Origin of the sequence: Nocardiopsis sp. NRRL B-16309 (genome assembly GCF_001279585.1) — a bacterium.
GTDB lineage: Bacteria > Actinomycetota > Actinomycetes > Streptosporangiales > Streptosporangiaceae > Nocardiopsis.
Map to the genome: position 1 here is coordinate 25,169 of NZ_LGEC01000086.1, position 18,947 is coordinate 44,115.

Here is an 18,947-nt window from a genome sequence, read left to right on the forward strand (position 1 = left end):
CCGCGCGAGGGGGCGCAGCACCGGCCGCCGCCGGACCCCTCACTCATGGGCGGCCCGGAACTCGGTACGTGCCCGATCGCTGGCCACATCGCTCCAGACGTCGCCCAGGTCGAGCCGGACCCGCTCCAACGTGCCGGTGAACGCGTTGTCGACGAAGGCGTAGTCGTCGGTCACCGGTGAGGCGCGGTCGACGCCGAGGTCGAAGGTCTCGTCGAAGGCGAAGTAGTAGGGGATGGTCGCCTCCACCCTGCCCTCGTCGACCTTCTCACCGTCCACGCCCAGCACCACGGTCGCGCCCCTGCCCACACCGCCGCCGTCGTAGCCGAACTCCAGGGTGATCTCGTGCCGGCCCTCGGAGAGCGGTGCGCCCGCGCGAACCTTGTGCTCGCGGAGCCCGAAGTAGTTGTAGGCGTAGCTGGGCCTGCCCTCGTGGCAGTACAGCGACCAGCCGCCGAACCTGCCGCCCTGCGCGACGAGCACCCCGGACGCGCCGCCGGCCGGAACCTCGACCACCGCCGTGATGGTGTGCGAGCGGTTCTTCACGTTCGGCGCCGTCTCCTCGGTCAGGCGCAGGCCCGGGCCGTGGAACGTGATCGTGTCGCGGTCGCCGTGCAGGTCCAGCCGGCCGGCCTCACGGGGGTTCTCCCGCTCGGTCATCCGGTCGTCCAGCGGGAACACGTTGTACTTCGCCGCCTCGATGAGGAACAGCTGCTGGAGTTCGCGCAGCTTGCCCGGGTGCTCGGCGGAGACGTCATGGGACTGCGTCCAGTCGACGCTGGTGTCGTAGAGCTCCCAGACGTCGTCGTCGTAGGAGCGGCGCTCGGTCTCCACCATCTCCCACGGCACGCCGTGCCGGGTGACCGCCATCCAGCCGTCGTGGTAGATGCCCCGGTGGCCGACCATCTCGAAGTACTGCAGTGTGTGCCGGTCCGGTTCGTCGGCGCCGTTGAAGCTGTAGAGCATGCTGGTGCCCTCGATCGGCTTCTGCGCGACGCCGTCCACCGTCGTGGGAGCCGGCAGCCCGGCGGCCTCCAGGACGGTCGGCATCACGTCGATGACGTGGTGGAACTGGTCGCGCACGCCGCCGCGCTCGGTGATCCCGGCCGGCCAGTGCACCACCATGCCGTCCCGGGTCCCGCCGAAGTGCGAGGCGACCTGCTTCGTCCACTGGTAGGGGGTGTTCATCGCCAGCGCCCACCCGACCGGGTAGTGGGCGTGCGTCGTCGGATCGCCGAGCGCCTCGTCGTGGTCGTTGATGTACGCGGCGCTGTCCGGGATGCCGCTGGCGAAGCGGTGCTCGTTGAGCGTGCCGCCCAGACCGCCCTCGGCCGAGGCGCCGTTGTCGCCGAGGATGTAGACGATCAGCGTGTTCTCCAGCGCGCCCGTCTCCTCGATGGCGTCGACGAGGCGGCCGACCTGCGCGTCGGTGTGCTCGGCGAAACCGGCGTAGAGCTCCATCAGCGACGCGGCCGACCGGCGCTCGGCCTCGTCCAGCTCGTCCCAGTGCGGCACCCCCTCGGCCCACGGCGCCAGCTCGGCGTCCGGCGGGACCACCCCGAGTTCCTTCTGCCGGGCGAGCGTGATCTCCCGCTGCCGGTCCCACCCGTGGTCGAACGCGCCCCGGTACTTCTCCCGGTACTCCCGGGGCACGTGGTAGGGGGCGTGGGTGGCGCCGAACGGTACGTAGGCGAAGAACGGGGTGTCGGGTTGGAGGGTCTGCTGGGTGCGGACCCAGTCGATCGCCTGGTCGACCAGGTCCTCGGACAGGTGGTAGCCGTCCTCCGGCCTCCGGGCCGGCTCGATCGGCGCGGTCCCGTCGAAGAGCACCGGGTACCAGTGGTTCATCTCCGCGCACACGAACCCGTAGAACTTCTCGAAGCCCTCACCGGTGGGCCACCGGTCGAAGGGGCCGGCCGGGCTGACGTCGCGGGCCGGCGTCTGGTGCCACTTGCCGAAGGCGCCCGTGTTGTAGCCGTTCCCCCGCAGCACCTGGGCCAGGGTGGCCGCGCTGCGCGGACGGATCCCGCTGTAGCCGGGTGCCGCGCTGGACATCTCCGTCGTGACGCCCATCCCGACCGAGTGGTGGTTGCGGCCGGTGAGCAGCGACTGCCTGGTGGGGGAGCAGATCGCCGTGACGTGGAACCGGGAGTAGCGCAGCCCGCCGTCGGCCAGACGGTCGGCCGTGGGCATCTCACAGGGGCCGCCGAACGCGCTCGGCGCGCCGAACCCCATGTCGTCGATGAGCACCACGACCACGTTCGGCGCGCCCTCGGGCGGGCGCACGGGCTGCGCGGGTGCGAACGGGGGGTTCTGCTCGCGCACGTCGGTCGACGTGGCGGCGGCGTGCTGTGGGTCCGGAATCGGCAGCTGTTCCCGGCTGACGCGCGGATCCGGCATCGTGCACTCCTTGGGTGTCGGCTGTCTCGGGTGTTCTCGGCCGGCCGAGCACGGCCGACCCTGCGGGGACCGGGCCCAGGCCCGGCGAAGGCGGGACGGAGGCGGGTCGGTCGCCGTTCAGTCCGCGGTCGTCTCCACCTCCTCGCGCGCAGGCGACGGCCGGAGCCGACGCGGTGGGGCGGCCGTCGGCGGCGCGCCGCCCCTGCGCTCCTTCGGCCTGTCGAAGGCCCCGGTGAGCCGCTGGGACCGGGCAGGGGAGAGCGCCGACACCGTGGTCGGACCTCGCACGTCAAGCACCGGACAGCTCCGCGGGCTGACCGTCGGGGGTCTCGACACCGTCGAGCCACGCGTCGACCTCGTCGGTGTTCTGCGCGATCCACTCCCGCGCGACCGTCTCGACGGGCTCGCCGTCCTTGCTCAGCTGGTTGATCCACGCGGACGCGGTCGCGGTGTCGACCTCCATCTGGGAGAGGAACCGCGCGACGTTCGGATTCTCGGACTCGAAGCCCTCACGCGCCAGGACGCGGATCTCGCCGGCGCCGGGCCACACGTCCTCGGGATCCTCCAGGTAGACCAGGTCCCACTGCACGTTCATCCAGTGCGGTTCCCAGCCCAGGAACACGACCGGTTCCCCACTGTCCGCGCGGCGCTCGACCTCGCCCAGCATGGCGGCCGTGCTCGACTGCACGAGTTCCCAGTCGCCGAGCCCGTAGGCGTCGTCCTCGATCGCGTCGAGGATGTACTGGTTGCCCGGGGTCCCGGCCTCGATGCCGATGAACTCGCTCCCGAACAGGTCCTGGTTCTCGGACAGGTCCGCCAGCGAGCGCACGCCGTGCTCCTCGGCGACGTACCGGGGGACCGCGGGCGCGTACGTCGTGCCCGTCATGAGCGTGCTGAGGACCTCGATGTCCCCGGAGCCCAGGTGTTCGGCGAAGACCGGTTCCTGGCTGGGCCACCAGTTGCCGAGGTAGGCGTCCACGCTGCCGTCGGCGAGCGCCTGCGCGCCGATGGGGACGGACACCTCCTGGACGGTCACCTCGTAGCCGGCGTCGTCCAGGACCTGGCGGACGATCTCGTTCTCCACGATCAGGTCCTCCCACGGCTGCTGCACCAGTTGGACGTCCAGCTCGCCGGACCCGCCCTGCTCGAGTCCCCGCGGTCCGCCGCACGCCGTGGCGAACAACAGGCTCGAAATGCACAATGCAGAGGTGATCATATGCGTTCTGGAACGCATTTCGTGACCCTTTCCGTCAGGCTGTCGGCCGCACTTTCGAATTCATCGAACAGCGCTGCGGACGGCTTGTCCAATTCTCGGGCACGATAAACGATTGCACGGCTGTGCACGGGGGTCAACGAATGAACAGTGACCAGCTAGAGCGAAGCCGGACGGCTCCCATAGACCTCTTCTATGGCAGGGCGGTGCCCTCGGCGACGGACGGCCAGCGGGTCACCAGGTCCACGAACGCCCCGGCGGCGGGGGACAGCTCCCCGGTCGGCCGGACGAGCACGCCGTGCCGCGCCACCGGGGGATCGATGCGCAGGACCACGGCACCGAGCGCCGCGGCGTCGCGCGCCAGACCGCTGGGGAGCAGGGCCGCGCCGGCCCCGGCCAGGACCAGGGGCACGATGGCGGCCCGGTGGGTGATCTCGACGGCGATGCGCGGCGGCGCGCCCGCCAGCGCGAGCACGTCGTCGAGGACGATCCTCGTCGTGGTGCCCTTGGGCGTGGTGATGAGGTCGAGGGCGGCCAGCTCGCGCACGGTGAGCGCGCCGGAGGCCGGCCTGGTGGCCGTGGGCGGGAGCACGGCCAGCACCTCCTGCCGCGGAAGCTCGATCACGCGCATGCCGGTGGTGGAGACGCCCTGCTCGGTGAGCCCGAGCTCGCACCGGCCGCGGCGGACCAGGTCCACCACCGCGGCGGCGTTCTCGGGGTCGACCACGCTGAACTCGATCCCGGGGTACCGGCTCCGGAAGGCCCCGACGAACGACGCGAGCGGGTCCACGGCCAGGGTCGTGACGGCGACGATCTCCAGCCGCCCGGACGCGAGCCCGGTCACCCGTTCGGCCGCGTTGTGCACCTTGGTGAAGCCGTGCAGCACCTGCCGGGCCGGTTCCATCAGGGCCTCACCGACCGGTGTCAGCACCACACCCCGGCCGAGACGGCGAAACACCGGAGCGCCGAGGTCCCTTTCCAGGGTCCGGATGGTATGTGAAAGCGAGGGCTGGGCGATACGCAGAGAATGGGCGGCACTCGTGAAGCTGCCGTGGCTCGCCACCGCGAGAAAACACTCCAGATGCCTGCGTTCCACGATGACCTCTGCTCCGGACGCGCGATTCCCCCACCGTACCCGTGAATCGCCGTATCGATGTGTTCGGGGCCCGGCATGCGAATATGCCGCGGGTCACGCGGTCGGGCCGCAGCGCCGCCTCCGGTGTGATCGGCTCGATCGGGACGTCCAGGTACGACGTGCGGTAGCCCCGGGCGTCCAGCAGGGGCGCGAGGAGCCCGAGGTCCTCGAAAGGCACGTGTCGGAGTGCCATCGCATCGCGTGTCACGGGTGTTGTCGCTCCTCGGTGGATCCCAGGTGGGGGCAGGCCGGGGTCAGCGGGCGCCGGCCAGCCAGGCGCGGGGCGACTGCCCCAGCTCGCGGGCGAACGCGCGGGAGAAGGCCGGCGGGTTGGCGTAGCCGAGCTCCGTCGCCGTACGGGCGACGGACGCCCCGCCCCGCAGCCGCTCCTGGGCGACGGTGAGCCGCCACCCCGTCACGTACTCGGCCGGCGACTGCCCGACGACCGACTTGAACCGGGCGGCGAACGCGCTGCGCGACATGTGCGCCTCCCGGGCCATCGTGGCGAGCGTCCACGGCCCGCCGGGGGTCTCGTGGACCGCCACCAGGGTGCGGGCGATGCGCTCGTCGGCGAGGCCCGTCAGCAGACCGGCGGGCAGGGCGAGTTCCTCGGTGTGGTCCAGGAGCCACCGGAAGAGGTGGACGAGCACCACCTCGAACAGCCGGTCGGCCAGCACCCGGCGGCCGCAGCGCACGTTGTCGATCTCGGCGAAGAGCAGGTCGAGCGACGGCTCCAGGCTGTCGACCGCCGCCAGGGGCAGGACGATCACGGCCGGGAGGGTGCGCACGAGCGGGTGCGTGGCCCCGCCGTCGAAGTCGAGCGTCGCGCACGCGAAGTCGGAGTCCTCCGTCGGCGCGTTGTGGAAGGAGTGCTCCAGGGGCCTCGGGTAGAAGAGCAGGCTCGGCCGATCGATCGCCCGGCGCTCCGGGCGCCCGTCCGCACCGCGGTGGGTCACCTCCATCTCCCCGCGCCGCAGCACGTGGAGGAAGCCCCGACCCGGTTGCGCGGCGAACGCCGTGACGCCGCACAGCGGTCCGGTGTGGAAGACGCGCGTGCGCACCCGGAACCTGTCCAGGAGGGGCGAGAGCCGGTCGAGGGAAGTCACGAACCGAGTATGCCAGACGATCTGGTACGAAACGCGGACGTTTTCCCGCTTTTCGTCCACGATTCGATGCCAGTCTGTGAGTGCGCCCCTCGGGGACTCCCACGAGGGGGCGATTCCGTCACGACCGAAGGAGTGCCCCATGCCCACCGTTCACCTCGTCGAGCACGAGTCGGCCACCGGCAGCGTCAAGGACCAGCTCGACCAGATCCACGCCGCGTTCGGCACCGTCCCCGCGATGTTCCGGGCCGTCGCGAACTCGCCGGCCGCGCTCACCAGCATGTGGTCGTCGTTCGGGGCCTTCGCCGGCGGGGCGCTCGGCCCGGCGTTTGGCGAGCAGGTCGCCGTCGCCGTCGCCAATCGCAACTCGTGCGAGTACTGCCTGGCCGCGCACACCGCCCTGGGCCGCAAGGCCGGCGTCAGCCGGGACGCCCTGACGGCCGCGCAGGACGGCACCTCCGACGACCCCCGCACCGCGGCACTCCTCCGCTTCGCCCTCCAGCTCGTGGAACACCGCGGGCAGGTGGCCCCCGAGGACGTGCGGGCCGTCCGCGACCAGGGCTGGGACGACGAGCACATCGTCGAGGTCGTCGCCCAGGTGGCCCTGAACCTGTTCACCAACTACATCAACATCGCGCTCGACGTTCCGGTCGACTTCCCCGGGGTGCGGCTGCGGCCCGTGAGCTGACACAGGCCGGCGGGGCCGTGCGGCCAGCGCCGCCGAGCGGTCCGCACGGTCCCGCCGGGCCACCCATCACACACCGTGTCCTCCCGCGGGCCGCGGCCGGTCGGCCCTGTGGCCCCATGGGCGACCTCGTGTGCGCCAACTCGCCATGCTGCCCGCCCTCACGCTCCTCCGCCCCGGTCCTGGCCGACTTCCGGACCCGGTTGCCGCGCGTGCGGATCGCCACCTCCCAGCCCGAGGAGGCCACCGCGGTGGGGGAGCTGGTCCGCACCGGCCGCGCGGAACTCGGCTTCCTGGACCAGCTCGGCGCCACAGGGGAGAGATGGAGACGGAGCACCTGCTCGACCACGAACGCCTGGCCTTCCCGTCCGGAGCCCGGAGGCTGTCGTACACGTACGTAGGTTCAGCCCCAATCGGAGGGCCGCGCCGCATCCGGGCGATTTGGCGTCTACTTCTCGGTATTCCACGGTCCTCGCACCGGGCGTGATGGAGATTCTGGCGCGCGCTGGGATTGCCTCGGGCGGGTGGTGGAACTTGACCAGTTCCTTCCACGCGGGCCTTGACACGGTAGTTTCAGGGCATGGATGGGACCAAGGACGGCCAGGGCCGCTGGGTGGTGCACGGTGAGCGCACCCTGTACGACAACCCGTGGGTGCGGTTGGGCAAGGCTGACATCACCACTCCCTCCGGGAACAGGTTCGAGCACCACACCGTCACCCTGCCCTCGGCCGCAGTGATCGCGATTCTGGACCGGACCGAAGAGCATGTCCTGATGAGCTACCGGCACCGGTTCGTGCCCGATGTGTGGGGGTGGGAGTTGCCCGGAGGGCTTCTGGACCCTGCGGAGACGCCGGAGCAGACCGCTGTCCGCGAAGCCCTGGAGGAGACCGGGCATCAGGTCGGCGCTGTGGAGCACGTGGCCACGTTCGAGCCGATGATCGGTACGGTCCGCAGCCCCCACCACGTCTTCGTCGGTCGAGGCGCCGAGCTGGTCGCGGACCCGACCGAGTTCGACGAGGGCGTCTACGAATGGGTGCCCCTGGCTAAGGTCCGCAGCTTGGTCGCCGAGGGGCGGGTACAGAGCTCAGGCACCCTCGTCGCCCTGCTCCACCTCCTCGCCTCCTGACGGAGACCGAGGTTCCAGGAGCCGGGCCAACCGGGCACGTTGACGGACAGAACCGGACCGCTCGGAGAGCTCAGTGGCGCGCTGTGCCTGGCGACGGGCCTGAGCGAGGTCGCCGTGGACGGAGTAGGCCACGGCCAGATCGGTGCGCAGTCCGGCCTCGGCGCGTCCGAGCTCCAACGGGGCGATGCCATCGAGCGCGCGGGTGAGGTCCTCGATCGCCTCGCTGTGCCCCAAGCGGGCCAGGCAGTGCCCGCGCCAGCGCAGGAGGTGGGTGTGGTCCAACATCAGGAACGGCAGCGAGGGGTCGTCCGGCTGCTGCGGTAGAAGGGCGAAGGCCCGTTCCAGTGCCCTCTGGGACTGCGGCTCCTGGCCGAGCGACGCACGCACCTCTCCTTCGGCTGCCCACAGCCACGAGCACAGCAAGGGCGGCAGTGCCTTTCCTCCCTCGTCGTGCGCCGCTCTGATAACCGCCAGCGCCTCGTTTCCCCGACCGCTGTCCAAGAGCACGTAGATCTGCTCGGCGCTCACGTGGGCAAGGACCACGGGGTCTTCACTTTCACGTGCGGCCGATTTGGCGATTTCGTCATAGCGCCAGGACGTTGCCACACCTCCCGCGTCCAGTGCCTGCCATCCGGTCAGGGAGGCGGCCTCGGCCAGGGCTCGGGCGAGGCCCCGCCGCACGGGCCCGGGGATCGAGTGGCGCAGCAGTTCGTGCATCTGTTGAACGTGCGCCTGACTCTGGGCCAGGAGGTAATGGGCTCCAAGCTTTCGGTCGATCAACCGCAGGTTCTGCGTTTGCTGCCCGAAAAGACGGACGAGCGCCTGATCGATGGACGCGACCTCCAGACGTTCGCGCACCTGGTGATCGATGGCCGATGCCCCCGATGGAGCGGCACGTGCGGCGTCGCTGCCGGCAGCAGAACGACCCGTCTCCAGAGGCGCCTGTTGGGGTGCCAGACCGAACAACATCCGGGAGCGGTCGGGCATGCCGAGCCCATCAGCGATCCGCTCGATCAGCTGCAGCGAGCTGACCGTCCGCCTTCCGCTCAGGATCTCGCTCACTCGCCCCTGAGCGATGCCGGTCGTCGAGGCGATCCGGGTCTGGCTCGCGCCATGGGTCTGGGCCAGACGAAGCAGACCAGCGATGTCGCGCTCTCGTAGGAGCCGCTGAGTGTCCTGTCGCTCCCATGCCCAGGCCGGAATGTCGATCCTCTCCCAGGGATGACCGGGCATGGCTTCCTTCCATTCCTTTATCGGTCGACGTGGACGCGGCCTCGATTATCCCCGGGTGGGATATCCACCAGGGATGGGAAGGGCGGTACCAGCAACGGGATCGTCGCCTGTGACACACCCTCCCGCTCCACCGAGAGCGCTGTCACAGGAGTCCGTCCATGGACACTTCACCGGCCGTCGAGTCACTGCCGACGCACGTCGACATCGACACCACGCTGCGCGTCAAAATTCTCGATGCCTGCGGTATGACCTGCACCTTCTGCCACAACGAGGGCACGCCTGTCGTGGTCGACAACCGCCGCCGTGGACCAGGACCCTTTCTAACCGCTGGAAGCTCCGGAAGAACGTCGATTTATGCCGCCACCAACGGCTCCCGCTTCCTTCCGGCCACGATCCCACCCGATGAGGGCTTCGCTCACGCCCTGCACCGATTGCGTGAGCGCATGGGCCTCACCGAACTCCATCTCACCGGGGGCGAACCCACACTCCACCCGCGTCTGTCCGACCTGGTCCGCCTCGCTACCGCTCAGGGGTATCGGGTGTGTATGACCTCCAACGGTGAGAACGGAGCGCGGCAGATACCCGCCTGCGCCAATGTAGGGCTCGACCGGGTCAACTTCTCCATCTTCGGCACCACCCCCGATGAACTCGCCCAGGTCCAGCACGACCGCTTCCGCGACCCCGCCAAGGCCACCGCCAAGATCGAGGCCCTACACGCCTCCATCCAGGCCTGCGTCGACCACGGAGTCTCCGCCAGCGCCAATATCGTCATCCTCGACCACACCCACATCGACCGCGTCCACCGGCTCTTGGACACCTACGCGCCCGAGTTGTCCGTCCGTCTGCTCAACTCACTCGACCACGGCCAGGCCTCCATCGACGCCATCCACGAAGTTCTGGCCCAGCGCGGTGCCGTCGCCGAGGCCCGCCACCTCACGGCAGGAGCCTCCGGGGCGCGCACCGCCTACCGCATCGACGGCGGACGGCGCCGTGTCCACGTCAAGTGGATCCGCCCGGTGCGCCTGCCCGCCATCTGTCGGGGGTGCCGGTTCAACAACGACACTGACTGCCAGGAAGGCTTCTACGGACTGCGCCTGTACCGGGACCGCCCAGGGAACTACTTGGCCGGCGTGTGCCTGCAACGCATGGACCTGTGCCAACCGATCGACGACTTCCTCAACGGTCCTGTGAGTACCGAGATCCTCCGCTTCCGCCAGGTCGACCGTGACAGGCTGGAAGCCAACCACGCCACCCCCGCCACTTCGCCCACGACGAAACCCGACGGAAGGAAGCCCGACAACATGAGCGCGATCGAGTACGAGGCCAAGGTCGTGGACATCGACCCCGACCAGGTCGCCCGGCTCATCCTCGACAAGGGCGGCGCGGATCTGGGGGAGGTGCTCCAGCGCCGCTACGTCTACGACATCGAACCCGGCGACGCCTCCCGATGGATACGTCTGCGCGACACCGGCACCGAGGTGACGCTCACGGTCAAGGAGATCGACTCCGACGCCATCGGAGGCACTCGCGAGACGGAGACAGCCGTCGGTGGCTTCGAGACCGCCAACGCGCTGTTGGGCAAGCTCGGCTACACCCCCAAGGCCTACCAGGAGAACCGCAGGCACAGCTTCACCCTGGACGGGGCCCAGCTGGAGATCGACTCCTGGCCGCGCATCCCCGCCTATCTGGAGATCGAGGCGGACAGCCGTGCCGAGGTTGTCCGCATCGCGGCACTGCTCGGCTATGCAGAGGCGGACCTGACGGGAGAGAACACGACCAAGGTCTACACCCGCTACGGCATCGACCTGTCCGCCATCGCCGATCTGCGCTTCGGCGCGGAGTGAGTCCTGTCCGCCGTGGCTCAGGTTCCGGAGGCCGCCTCCAGCCGGACCACGACGGCCTTCGACACCGGTGTGTTGGAGCCCTCCGCGACAGCGCCGAGCGGAACCAGCGCGTTCGCCTCGGGGAAGTAGGCGGCGGCGCACCCCCGTGCGGTCGGATAGGACACGACCCGGAACCGCGGGGCCCGGCGCTCCTCGACTCCGGTGCGCGGGTCGGTCCACTCCGAGACGAGGTCGACCAGGTCCCCGTCGGCGAGGCCGAGCGCGGCGATGTCGTGGTCGTTGACCAGCACCACGCGGCGCGCGTTCTCGATGCCCCGGTAGCGGTCGGACAGGCCGTAGACAGTGGTGTTGTACTGGTCGTGGCTGCGCATCGTCTGCAGGAGCAGCCGCCCGTCGGGGACCTCGATCGGCTCGGGGACGTTGACCGTGAAGTTCGCGCGCCCGGTGGCGGTCGGGAAGGTGCGTGAGTCGCGGGGCGGGTGCGGCATGACGAACCCGTCCGGCTCGCGCACCCGCCGGTTGTAGTCCGCGCAGCCCGGCACCACGCGCGCGATGTGGTCGCGGACGGCGTCGTAGTCGCGCTCGAACTCCTCCCAGCGCACAGGGTGGTCCGTGCCCAGCAGCCGGCGGGCGAGGCGGGCGACGATCGCGACCTCCGACAGCAGGTGCTCGCCCGCGGGCCGCAGACGGCCCCGGGAGGCGTGCACCACCGACATCGAGTCCTCGACGGTGACGAACTGCTCCCCCGACTCCTGGACGTCCCGTTCGGTGCGGCCGAGCGCTGGCAGGATCAGGGCGGTCCGACCCGGTACGACGTGCGACCGGTTGAGCTTGGTCGACACGTGCACGGTCAGGTCGCAGCCGCGCAGCGCGCGCTCGGTGGCCGCGGTGTCCGGTGTGGCGGCGGCGAAGTTGCCGCCCATGGCGATCAGCGCCCTGACGCGCCCCTCGTGCATGCCGTGCAGGGTCTCGACGGTGTCCATCCCGTGCGCACGCGGCACGTCGACCCCGAACTCCTCCTCCAAGGCGCGCAGGAACGCCTCCGGCATCTTCTCGTAGATGCCCATGGTCCGGTCGCCCTGCACGTTGGAGTGCCCCCGCACCGGGCACAGCCCGGCCCCCGGCGTGCCGATCATGCCGCGCAGCAGCACCAGGTTGACGGCCTCGCGGATGGTCGCCACGCCCTGCCTCTGCTGGGTCAGGCCCATCGCCCAGCACACGACCGTGCGCTCGGAGTCGACCAGCATGCGCGCGATCCGCTCGATCTGGGGCCTGCCGAGCCCGGTCGCGCGCTCGGTCGCGGCCCAGTCGATGTGCCGTGCCCGGCGCGCGAACTCCGCGAAGCCGTGCGTGTGCGCCTCGACGAACGCCCGGTCGAGCACCGTGCCCGGCGCCGCGTCCTCGGCCAGCACGAGCAGCCCGGTCAGGGCGCGCAGCAGCGCCAGGTCGCCGCCGATGCGGATCTGCGCGAACTCGTCCGCCAGCGCGGTGCCCCGGCCGACGATCCCGCTCGCCTTCTGCGGGTTCCTGAACCGGAGCAGCCCGGCCTCGGGCAGCGGGTTGACCGCCACGATCCGCCCGCCGCGCTCCTTCACCCTCTCCAGCGACGCCAGCATGCGCGGGTGGTTCGTGCCCGGGTTCTGGCCGAGCACCAGGACCAGGTCCGCGTGCTCGACGTCGGACAGCGAGACCGAGCCGGTACCGATCCCGATCGTCTCGTTCAGGGCCATTCCGGAGGACTCGTGGCACATGTTCGAGCAGTCCGGCAGGTTGTTGGTGCCGAAGCACCGCACGAGCAGCTGGTAGGCGAACGCCGCCTCGTTGCCGGTGCGCCCTGAGGTGTAGAAGGCGGCCTGGTCGGGGGAGTCGAGCGCGTGCAGGTGCTCGGCGATGACGTCGAAGGCCTCCGCCCACCCGATCGGCCGGTAGTGGGTGTCGCCCTCGCGCAGGACCATCGGCTCGGTCAGCCGCCCCTGCCCGCCCAGCCAGTGGTCGGTGTGTCCGGCCAGGTCGGCGACCGCGTGCCGGGCGAAGAAGCCAGGACCGGCCCGGCGGGTCGTGGCCTCCTCCGCGACCGCCTTGGCGCCGTTCTCACAGAACTCGGCGCGCTTGCGCCGGTCGCCCTCGGCCGCCCGCGGGTCCGGCCACGCGCACCCGGGGCAGTCGAACCCCGCCCGCTGGTTGACCAGCGGCAGCGTCCGCACGGTCCGGGCGACGCCCATCTGCTCGCGGGCGCGCCGCAGGGAGACCAGCACCCCGGTGAGCCCGGCCGCGGACCGGCCGGGCTCACCGACGCGCAGCGCGTCCTCGTCGACATCCTGTTCAGGGGCGCGCTCGACCATGCGTCACACCTTGTCCTCGACGGTGTCGGAGGGCGTCGCTGCGGCGGGCGTCGTCCCAGCGCGTGTCGCTCCGGCGGACGCCGTCCCGGCGGGTTCCGCGCCGTTCGGCTCGGTCCAGCCCTCCTCGATCAGGCTCTGCGAGACCTGGTCGGTGAAGTCGTCTCCCTCCAGCAGGTGCTGGGAGACCTGTTCGGTGAACTCGTCGCCCTCCAACAGGTGCTGCGACACCTGCTCGGTGAGCTTCTCGCGCTCCAGTCTGCGCTGCACCCGGATCTGGCGGGCGCGCTCCGCGGCGAGCTGTTTCCACGTCGCCACGCACATCACCAGCATGACGACGCTGAACGGCAGGGCGATGAGGATGGCGCCGACCTGGAGGGCGTTCAGGCCGCCCGCGAGCAGCAGCGCGATGGCCACCAGCCCCTCGGCCGTCGCCCAGAACACCCGGCTCCACACCGGTGTCTCCGGATCTCCCCCGGAGGCCAGCATGTCGACCACCAGCGAACCGGAGTCCGACGAGGTCACGAAGAACAGCACGATGAGCACGACCCCGCCCGCGACCAGCAGGGTTCCGCCCGGCAGGTCACCGAGCAGGGAGAACAGGGCGGCCTCGGTGTCCACGGACCCGTCCGCCGCGACACCGCCGCCGGAGCCGAACACCTCGCGGTACAGGGCGCTGCCGCCGAACACGGTGAGCCACAGGAACGTGACCGCCGTCGGCACCAGCAGGACGCCGGTGACGAACTCGCGCACCGTGCGGCCGCGCGAGATGCGCGCGATGAACACGCCCACGAACGGCGCCCAGGACATCCACCAGCCCCAGTAGAAGGTCGTCCACCAGCCCTGCCACTGGGCGCCGTCCGCGCCCTCCAGCGCACTGGTGTCGAAGCTCAGCCGGAGCAGGTTCTGGAAGTAGAGCCCGAGCGACTGCACGAACTCCCGGAAGATGAACAGCGTCGGCCCCGTGACCAGCACGATGAGCAGCAGCACGGCGGCGAGGCCCATGTTGATCTGCGACAGCCACTTGATCCCGCGCTTGACGCCGGTGGTCACCGAGAAGATCGCCAGCGCGGTGATCGCGCCGATCAGGACGATGTACGTCCAGTTGCCCGGGTCGCTGACCACGCCGAGGAAGTCGAGCCCGGAGGCGATCTGCAGGACACCGAGGCCGAGCGAGGTGGCCACGCCGAACAGGGTGCCCACGACCGCGATGATGTCGATCAGGTCGCCGGCCCAGCCGTTCACCCGTTCCTTGCCCAGCACCGGCTCCAGGGCCCAGCGGATCGACACCGGACGGTTCCTGCGGTGGATCGCGTACGCGATGGCCAGGCCGACGACCACGTAGATCGCCCACGGGTGCAGGCCCCAGTGCAGGAACGTCTGCACCAGCGACTGCTGGGCGAGGTCGTGCGGCGTGCCCTCGACGCCCGGCTTGGGGGCGGCGAAGTGGTTCAGCGGCTCCGCGACGCCCCAGAACACCAGTCCGATGCCCATTCCGGCGGCGAACAGCATCGAGAACCACGTGCTGAGCCGGAACTCGGGCTCCTCGTCGTCGGGGCCGAGCTTGATGTCACCGAACCGGCCGAGGCCGACCCGGATCGAGAACACCACGAACGCGCAGACGATCAGGATGTAGTACCACCCGAACGTGCCGATCACGGTGTCCTGAAGGGCGGTGACCGCCGCCGACACGGCCTCGGTGAAGAACACCGCGGCCGCGACGAACGCGGTCACCAGGATCACTGAGGGCCAGAAGACCCTGGGGGCAGTGATCATCTACTCGTCACCATCCTTGTCAGGAGCGAGTGCCTTCTGCACCCACTCGTGGAACGCGCCGATGTGGTGCTCCGAGGGGACGAGGACACCACCGCCGGCGTAGGCCCGCGAGGACATCGCGGGCTGGCAGCGCTCACAGGCGTCGAAGTCCTGCTGGTTGACCCGGTGGAACAGTTCGACGGAGCGCGAGACGTCGCGGCCGGAGGCCACGACGTCCTTGCTGTACAGCCAGTCGCACTCGACGACCGTGCGGTCGGCGGACAGCGGGAACATCCGGTGCACGATCACGTGGTCGGGCACGAGGTTGATGAAGACCTGCGGTCGGACGGTGATCGCGTAGTACTTGCGGTCCTGTTCGGAGTCCACCCCGGCCAGCCGGTCGAAGCCCTCGCCGCCGTCCACGGTGAACCCCGAGACGTCCTCACCGAAGGCCGCGCCGTGCCCGACGAAGTACTGCGCGGCGTAGCCGTCGGCGAACTCGGGCAGGACCTCGGTCAGCTCGGGGTGGATGGTCGCGCAGTGGTAGCACTCCATGAAGTTCTCGATGATGAGCTTCCAGTTGGCCCGGACGTCGTAGGTGATGCGGCGTCCCAGCTCCAGCTCGTCGACCTCGTAGTTGTCGACGGCCTCCAGCGACCCCAGCCGCTCGACGACGTCGGCCTGCACCGTGTCGGCGAACGAGGGCGGGTCCGGGGCCAGGCACAGCCACGCGTAGCCCAGCCACTCGCGCAGGTGCACCGCCTTGAGCCCGTACTCGGTGCGGTCGATGTCGGGCATCGACGTCAGGTTCGGCGCGGCGACCAGCCTGCCGTCCAGCCCGTAGGTCCAGGCGTGGTAGGGGCACTGGAAGGTGCGCTTCACACTGCCGGACTCGTCCGTGCAGAGCCTGGCGCCCCGGTGCCGGCAGATGTTGAGGAAGGCGCGCAGCGACCCGTCCCTGGACCGCGTGACCAGCACGCTCTCGCGGCCGATCTGGACCGTGCGGAAGTCGCCCGGCTCGGGCAGGTCGGCGGCGCGGACCGAGCAGAACCACATCCGCTCGAAGATCCTGTCCTGTTCGCGGGAGAAGACGCCGGGGTCGGTGTAGCTGTGTCCGGGCAGGGTCGGGATCAGGCTCTCGGGCAGCGCGGAACCGGCGGCGCGGGTCATGAGGTTCTCGGTCAAAGCTGACTCCGTCTCTGTGCTGAGCGGTCTCCGAGGGTCGGCGCGCGGGGCGCCGGTGGTCGGGGGGAGCCGGGGCGGGTCTTCGGTGGGGGCGGTGCGCGGCGGGCACCGCCCCGGTATCAGGCGGCGGGTGGGCGCCTCACGACCGGATCCGTACCATGTCGGGGTCGAAGAGCGGCTCGGCCGCCACCACCGCGGGGACGCGTTCGCCGAAGTACTCGATCTCGACGGCCGTCCCGGGCACGGAGGCGCTCGCGGGCAGCCACGCGTAGGCGATGTTCCTGCCGATGGTGTAGCCGCGCGCCGCGCTGGTGACGTAGCCGGCCGGCACACCGTCCACGCGGACCGGCTCGGAGCCCATGACGACCTGGCGGGGGTCGTCGATGGTCAGGCAGGTGAGCTTGCGAGTGACGGTGTCCGCGGAGCGGCCCCGCAGGGCGTTCCTCCCGTGGAAGAAGCCCTTGTTCATGCGCACCGCGAATCCGACCCCGGCCTCGTAGGGGTCGTGCTCGGTGCTCATGTCCGAGCCCCAGGCCCGGTAGCCCTTCTCCAACCGCATGCTGGTGAAGGCGCCGCGGCCCGCGGCGATCACGCCGTGCTCCTGTCCCGCCTCCCAGAGGGTGTCCCACAGGCGGCGGCCCATGTCGGCGGTGGTGTAGAGCTCCCAGCCCAGCTCACCGACGTAGGACAGGCGCATCGCGGTCACCGGGACGTCGCCGACGAAGGCCTGCTTCGCCTTGAAGTAGCCCAGCGCCCGGTGTGAGAAGTCCTCGCGGGTCAGCGGCTGGAGGAGGTCGCGCGCGGCCGGCCCCCACAGTCCGATGCAGCACGTGCCCGCGGTGATGTCGCGCAGCTGGACGGTGCCGCTGCGGGGCAGGTGGCGGCGCAGCCAGTCCAGGTCGATCGGGCCGTTGGCGCCCACCTGGAAGCGGTCCTCGGCGAGCCGGGCGACGGTGAGGTCGCTGCGGATCCCGCCGTCCTCGTTGAGCATCAGGGTGTAGACGACCGAACCGACCCTGCGGTCGAGCTGGTTGGTCGTCATCGCCTGGAGGAACGTCAGCGCCTCCGGGCCGGTGACCTCCAGGCGCTTCAGGGGCGTCATGTCGAACATCGCCACCCGCTCGCGCGCCACCAGGGCCTCCGCGCCCGCGATCGGCGACCAGTACCGGGAGGCCCACTCGCCCCGCTCGGGGATCTGCTCGACCTCGGGCAGGTCCGCGTTGGCCTCGTACCACTGCGGCCGCTCCCAGCCGGACGCTTCGAGGAACACCGCCCCGAGTTCCACCTGGCGCTCGTGGAAGGGGCTGGTGCGCAGGGGGCGGGGGCGTTCGGCGGGCTGCAGGGGGTGCAGTACGTCGTAGACCTCGTCGAAGGCCTGGCAGCTGCGCAGGTGGACGTACTCCGGTCCCCGCTCGACCTCCTCGAACCGGTTGAGGTCGCAGTTGTGCAGGTCCAGGCCGGGCTGGCCGTCCACCAGCCACTCCGCCATCGCCCTGGCCACGCCCGCGGAGTGCGTGATCCACACCGCCTCGGCGACCCAGAAGCCCTGGAGGTCGGGGTGCTCGCCGAGCAGGGGGTTGCCGTCCGGGGTGAAGGAGAACAGCCCGTTGATCCCCTCGTCGACGCCGGCGTCGGCCAGGCACGGCAGCAGGTCGACGGCGTCCTTCCAGGACTGGCCGAAGTCCTCGGGGGTGAACGGCAGTTCGGACGGCATGGTCGGCGCGACGCCGGGGTCGAGGATGTCGTCGGCGGAGATCGGCATCGGGCGGTGCTCGTAGGCCCCGATCCCGATCCGGTCGACGTGCTCGCGGAAGTAGAGGCCGGCCTCCTGGTGCCGCAGCAGCGGTTTGCTCATCTCGCGCCGTTCGTCGTTGACGCCCCTGAGCACCGGCAGCGGAGTGGTCCTGACGTACTGGTGCGCCATCGGGACCAGCGGGATGTCGAGGTCGACCATGCGGCCGATCCGCGGCCCCCACATGCCGACGCAGGAGACGACGATGTCGGCCGCGAAGGTGTCGTGCTCGGTGACCACGGCACGGACCCGCCCGCCGTGGCGCTCGATGCCGGTGACCTTGTGGTGGGCCAGGAACCGGGCTCCGCGATCGATCGCCCGCCTGGCCTGGGCCTCGCCCGCGCGTACCGGCTTGGCCAGGCCGTCGCCGGGGATGTGGAACCCGCCCAGGATCTTGGCGGGGTCGAGCAGCGGGTGCAGCTCCGCGCACTCGCCGGGGTCGCGCAGGTGGCTCTCGACGCCCCACGACGTCGCCCAGCCGTGCCTGCGCTTCAGGTCCGCCCAGCGCTCGGGCGTGGTCGCCACCTCCAGGCCGCCGAGCTGCTGGAAGCACCACTGGCCGTCCAGCGTCAGCGCCGTGTACTTCTCGACGGTGTACGTGGCCAGCCGCGTCATGGTCCTGCACCCGACGGTCTGGTACACCAGGCCGGGTGCGTGCGAACTGGACCCACCGGTGGCGAACAGCGGCCCCTGTTCGAGCACGGTGACGTTGGTCCACCCGCGCTCGGTCAGCTCGTCGGCCAGCGCGCAGCCGACGATGCCCGCCCCGATGAGCACAACGCGTGGTTGGGTCGGCATGGAAGCTCTCCTGATCATGTGGTCGTAGCGCGTCCGAACCCGCGCTGGAGCCAGTCGTCGAGACACGGCGCCCGGTCGCCCCCGGTGGGGCGCCGGCTGCCGGTGGAGGTAGGGGTGCTGGTGGCTGTGGCTGTGGCTGTGGCTGTGGCTGTGGCTGTGGCTGGGCCGGGTCCGGTGGCTGTGCCGGGTCCGGGGCTCGCCGGGGGTCGGACCACCGGCCCGCGCGGGTGGCCGCGGTGGGTCACAGGTTGGGGTAGAGCGGGTGCTTGGCGGCCAGCGCGCGCACGCGCGCGCTCAGCGCCTGGGCGTCGAAGTCGGGCTTGAGGGCCTGGGCGATGACGT

Annotated in this window: 13 protein-coding genes and 1 pseudogene; 5 read left to right on the forward strand and 9 right to left on the reverse strand. The window is 70.7% G+C overall.

What is annotated here, in order from left to right:
• Positions 1–39: 39 nt before the first annotated feature.
• From ADL05_RS19385 to ADL05_RS19400, 4 genes are all read right to left on the reverse strand, one after another.
• Positions 40–2,397 (reverse strand): arylsulfatase, encoded by a 2,358-nt coding sequence (locus ADL05_RS19385; RefSeq protein WP_053618413.1) that lies wholly within the window; start codon positions 2,395–2,397, stop codon positions 40–42.
• A gap of 289 nt (positions 2,398–2,686) precedes the next feature.
• Positions 2,687–3,598 (reverse strand): ABC transporter substrate-binding protein, encoded by a 912-nt coding sequence (locus ADL05_RS19390; protein WP_197285859.1) that lies wholly within the window; start codon positions 3,596–3,598, stop codon positions 2,687–2,689.
• 205 nt (positions 3,599–3,803) lie between these two features.
• The gene (locus ADL05_RS19395) at positions 3,804–4,706 is read right to left on the reverse strand and encodes a LysR family transcriptional regulator (RefSeq protein WP_053618415.1); all 903 of its coding nucleotides are present in this window, start codon (positions 4,704–4,706) and stop codon (positions 3,804–3,806) included.
• A 293-nt stretch (positions 4,707–4,999) separates the two neighbouring features.
• The gene (locus ADL05_RS19400; protein ID WP_053618416.1) at positions 5,000–5,851 is read right to left on the reverse strand and encodes an AraC family transcriptional regulator; all 852 of its coding nucleotides are present in this window, start codon (positions 5,849–5,851) and stop codon (positions 5,000–5,002) included.
• Between the two features lie 139 nt (positions 5,852–5,990).
• Between ADL05_RS19400 and ADL05_RS19405 the strand changes: the two genes are divergently transcribed.
• The 3 genes from ADL05_RS19405 to ADL05_RS19410 all read left to right on the forward strand — a co-directional run bounded on the left by ADL05_RS19405 (position 5,991) and on the right by ADL05_RS19410 (position 7,659).
• Positions 5,991–6,536, forward strand: a complete 546-nt coding sequence (locus ADL05_RS19405) for a carboxymuconolactone decarboxylase family protein (protein WP_053618417.1) — start codon at positions 5,991–5,993, stop codon at positions 6,534–6,536.
• Positions 6,537–6,652: 116 nt separating this feature from the next.
• Positions 6,653–6,934 (forward strand): hypothetical protein, encoded by a 282-nt coding sequence (locus ADL05_RS30645; protein WP_156365926.1) that lies wholly within the window; start codon positions 6,653–6,655, stop codon positions 6,932–6,934.
• Between the two features lie 179 nt (positions 6,935–7,113).
• On the forward strand, positions 7,114–7,659 hold the full coding sequence (locus tag ADL05_RS19410; RefSeq protein ID WP_053618418.1) for an NUDIX hydrolase: 546 nt from the start codon (positions 7,114–7,116) through the stop codon (positions 7,657–7,659).
• Here ADL05_RS19410 and ADL05_RS19415 read toward each other — a convergent pair.
• Positions 7,618–8,892 (reverse strand): helix-turn-helix transcriptional regulator, encoded by a 1,275-nt coding sequence (locus tag ADL05_RS19415; protein ID WP_053618419.1) that lies wholly within the window; start codon positions 8,890–8,892, stop codon positions 7,618–7,620. The genes ADL05_RS19410 and ADL05_RS19415 overlap by 42 nt on opposite strands.
• A gap of 245 nt (positions 8,893–9,137) precedes the next feature.
• Between ADL05_RS19415 and ADL05_RS31870 the strand changes: the two are divergent.
• Positions 9,138–9,644, forward strand: a pseudogene (locus ADL05_RS31870) (radical SAM protein); the annotation flags it as partial.
• A gap of 549 nt (positions 9,645–10,193) precedes the next feature.
• Positions 10,194–10,736: a class IV adenylate cyclase gene (locus ADL05_RS19425; RefSeq protein WP_053618420.1), complete on the forward strand. Its 543-nt coding sequence runs from the start codon at positions 10,194–10,196 to the stop codon at positions 10,734–10,736.
• 17 nt (positions 10,737–10,753) lie between these two features.
• On the opposite strand, the gene ADL05_RS19430 is transcribed toward ADL05_RS19425, so the two are convergent.
• The 4 genes from ADL05_RS19430 to ADL05_RS19445 all read right to left on the reverse strand — a co-directional run bounded on the left by ADL05_RS19430 (position 10,754) and on the right by ADL05_RS19445 (position 18,605).
• A complete protein-coding gene (locus tag ADL05_RS19430) occupies positions 10,754–13,078 on the reverse strand; it encodes an FdhF/YdeP family oxidoreductase (RefSeq protein ID WP_053618421.1) in 2,325 nt (774 codons plus the stop codon).
• A 3-nt stretch (positions 13,079–13,081) separates the two neighbouring features.
• Positions 13,082–14,851 (reverse strand): BCCT family transporter, encoded by a 1,770-nt coding sequence (locus ADL05_RS19435; protein ID WP_053618422.1) that lies wholly within the window; start codon positions 14,849–14,851, stop codon positions 13,082–13,084.
• Positions 14,852–16,000 (reverse strand): aromatic ring-hydroxylating dioxygenase subunit alpha, encoded by a 1,149-nt coding sequence (locus ADL05_RS19440; protein ID WP_156365928.1) that lies wholly within the window; start codon positions 15,998–16,000, stop codon positions 14,852–14,854.
• Between the two features lie 154 nt (positions 16,001–16,154).
• Positions 16,155–18,605, reverse strand: a complete 2,451-nt coding sequence (locus tag ADL05_RS19445) for an FAD-dependent oxidoreductase (protein WP_053618424.1) — start codon at positions 18,603–18,605, stop codon at positions 16,155–16,157.
• Positions 18,606–18,947: the final 342 nt, after the last annotated feature.

Coding starts and splice junctions, on each gene's coding strand:
- ADL05_RS19385 (WP_053618413.1), bottom strand. CDS start 2,397: ATGCCGGATCCGCGCGTCAGCCGGGAACAGCTGCCGATTCCGGACCCA.
- ADL05_RS19405 (WP_053618417.1), top strand. CDS start 5,991: ATGCCCACCGTTCACCTCGTCGAGCACGAGTCGGCCACCGGCAGCGTC.
- ADL05_RS30645 (WP_156365926.1), top strand. CDS start 6,653: ATGGGCGACCTCGTGTGCGCCAACTCGCCATGCTGCCCGCCCTCACGC.
- ADL05_RS19410 (WP_053618418.1), top strand. CDS start 7,114: ATGGATGGGACCAAGGACGGCCAGGGCCGCTGGGTGGTGCACGGTGAG.
- ADL05_RS19415 (WP_053618419.1), bottom strand. CDS start 8,892: ATGCCCGGTCATCCCTGGGAGAGGATCGACATTCCGGCCTGGGCATGG.
- ADL05_RS19425 (WP_053618420.1), top strand. CDS start 10,194: ATGAGCGCGATCGAGTACGAGGCCAAGGTCGTGGACATCGACCCCGAC.
- ADL05_RS19430 (WP_053618421.1), bottom strand. CDS start 13,078: ATGGTCGAGCGCGCCCCTGAACAGGATGTCGACGAGGACGCGCTGCGC.
- ADL05_RS19435 (WP_053618422.1), bottom strand. CDS start 14,851: ATGATCACTGCCCCCAGGGTCTTCTGGCCCTCAGTGATCCTGGTGACC.
- ADL05_RS19440 (WP_156365928.1), bottom strand. CDS start 16,000: ATGACCCGCGCCGCCGGTTCCGCGCTGCCCGAGAGCCTGATCCCGACC.
- ADL05_RS19445 (WP_053618424.1), bottom strand. CDS start 18,605: ATGCCGACCCAACCACGCGTTGTGCTCATCGGGGCGGGCATCGTCGGC.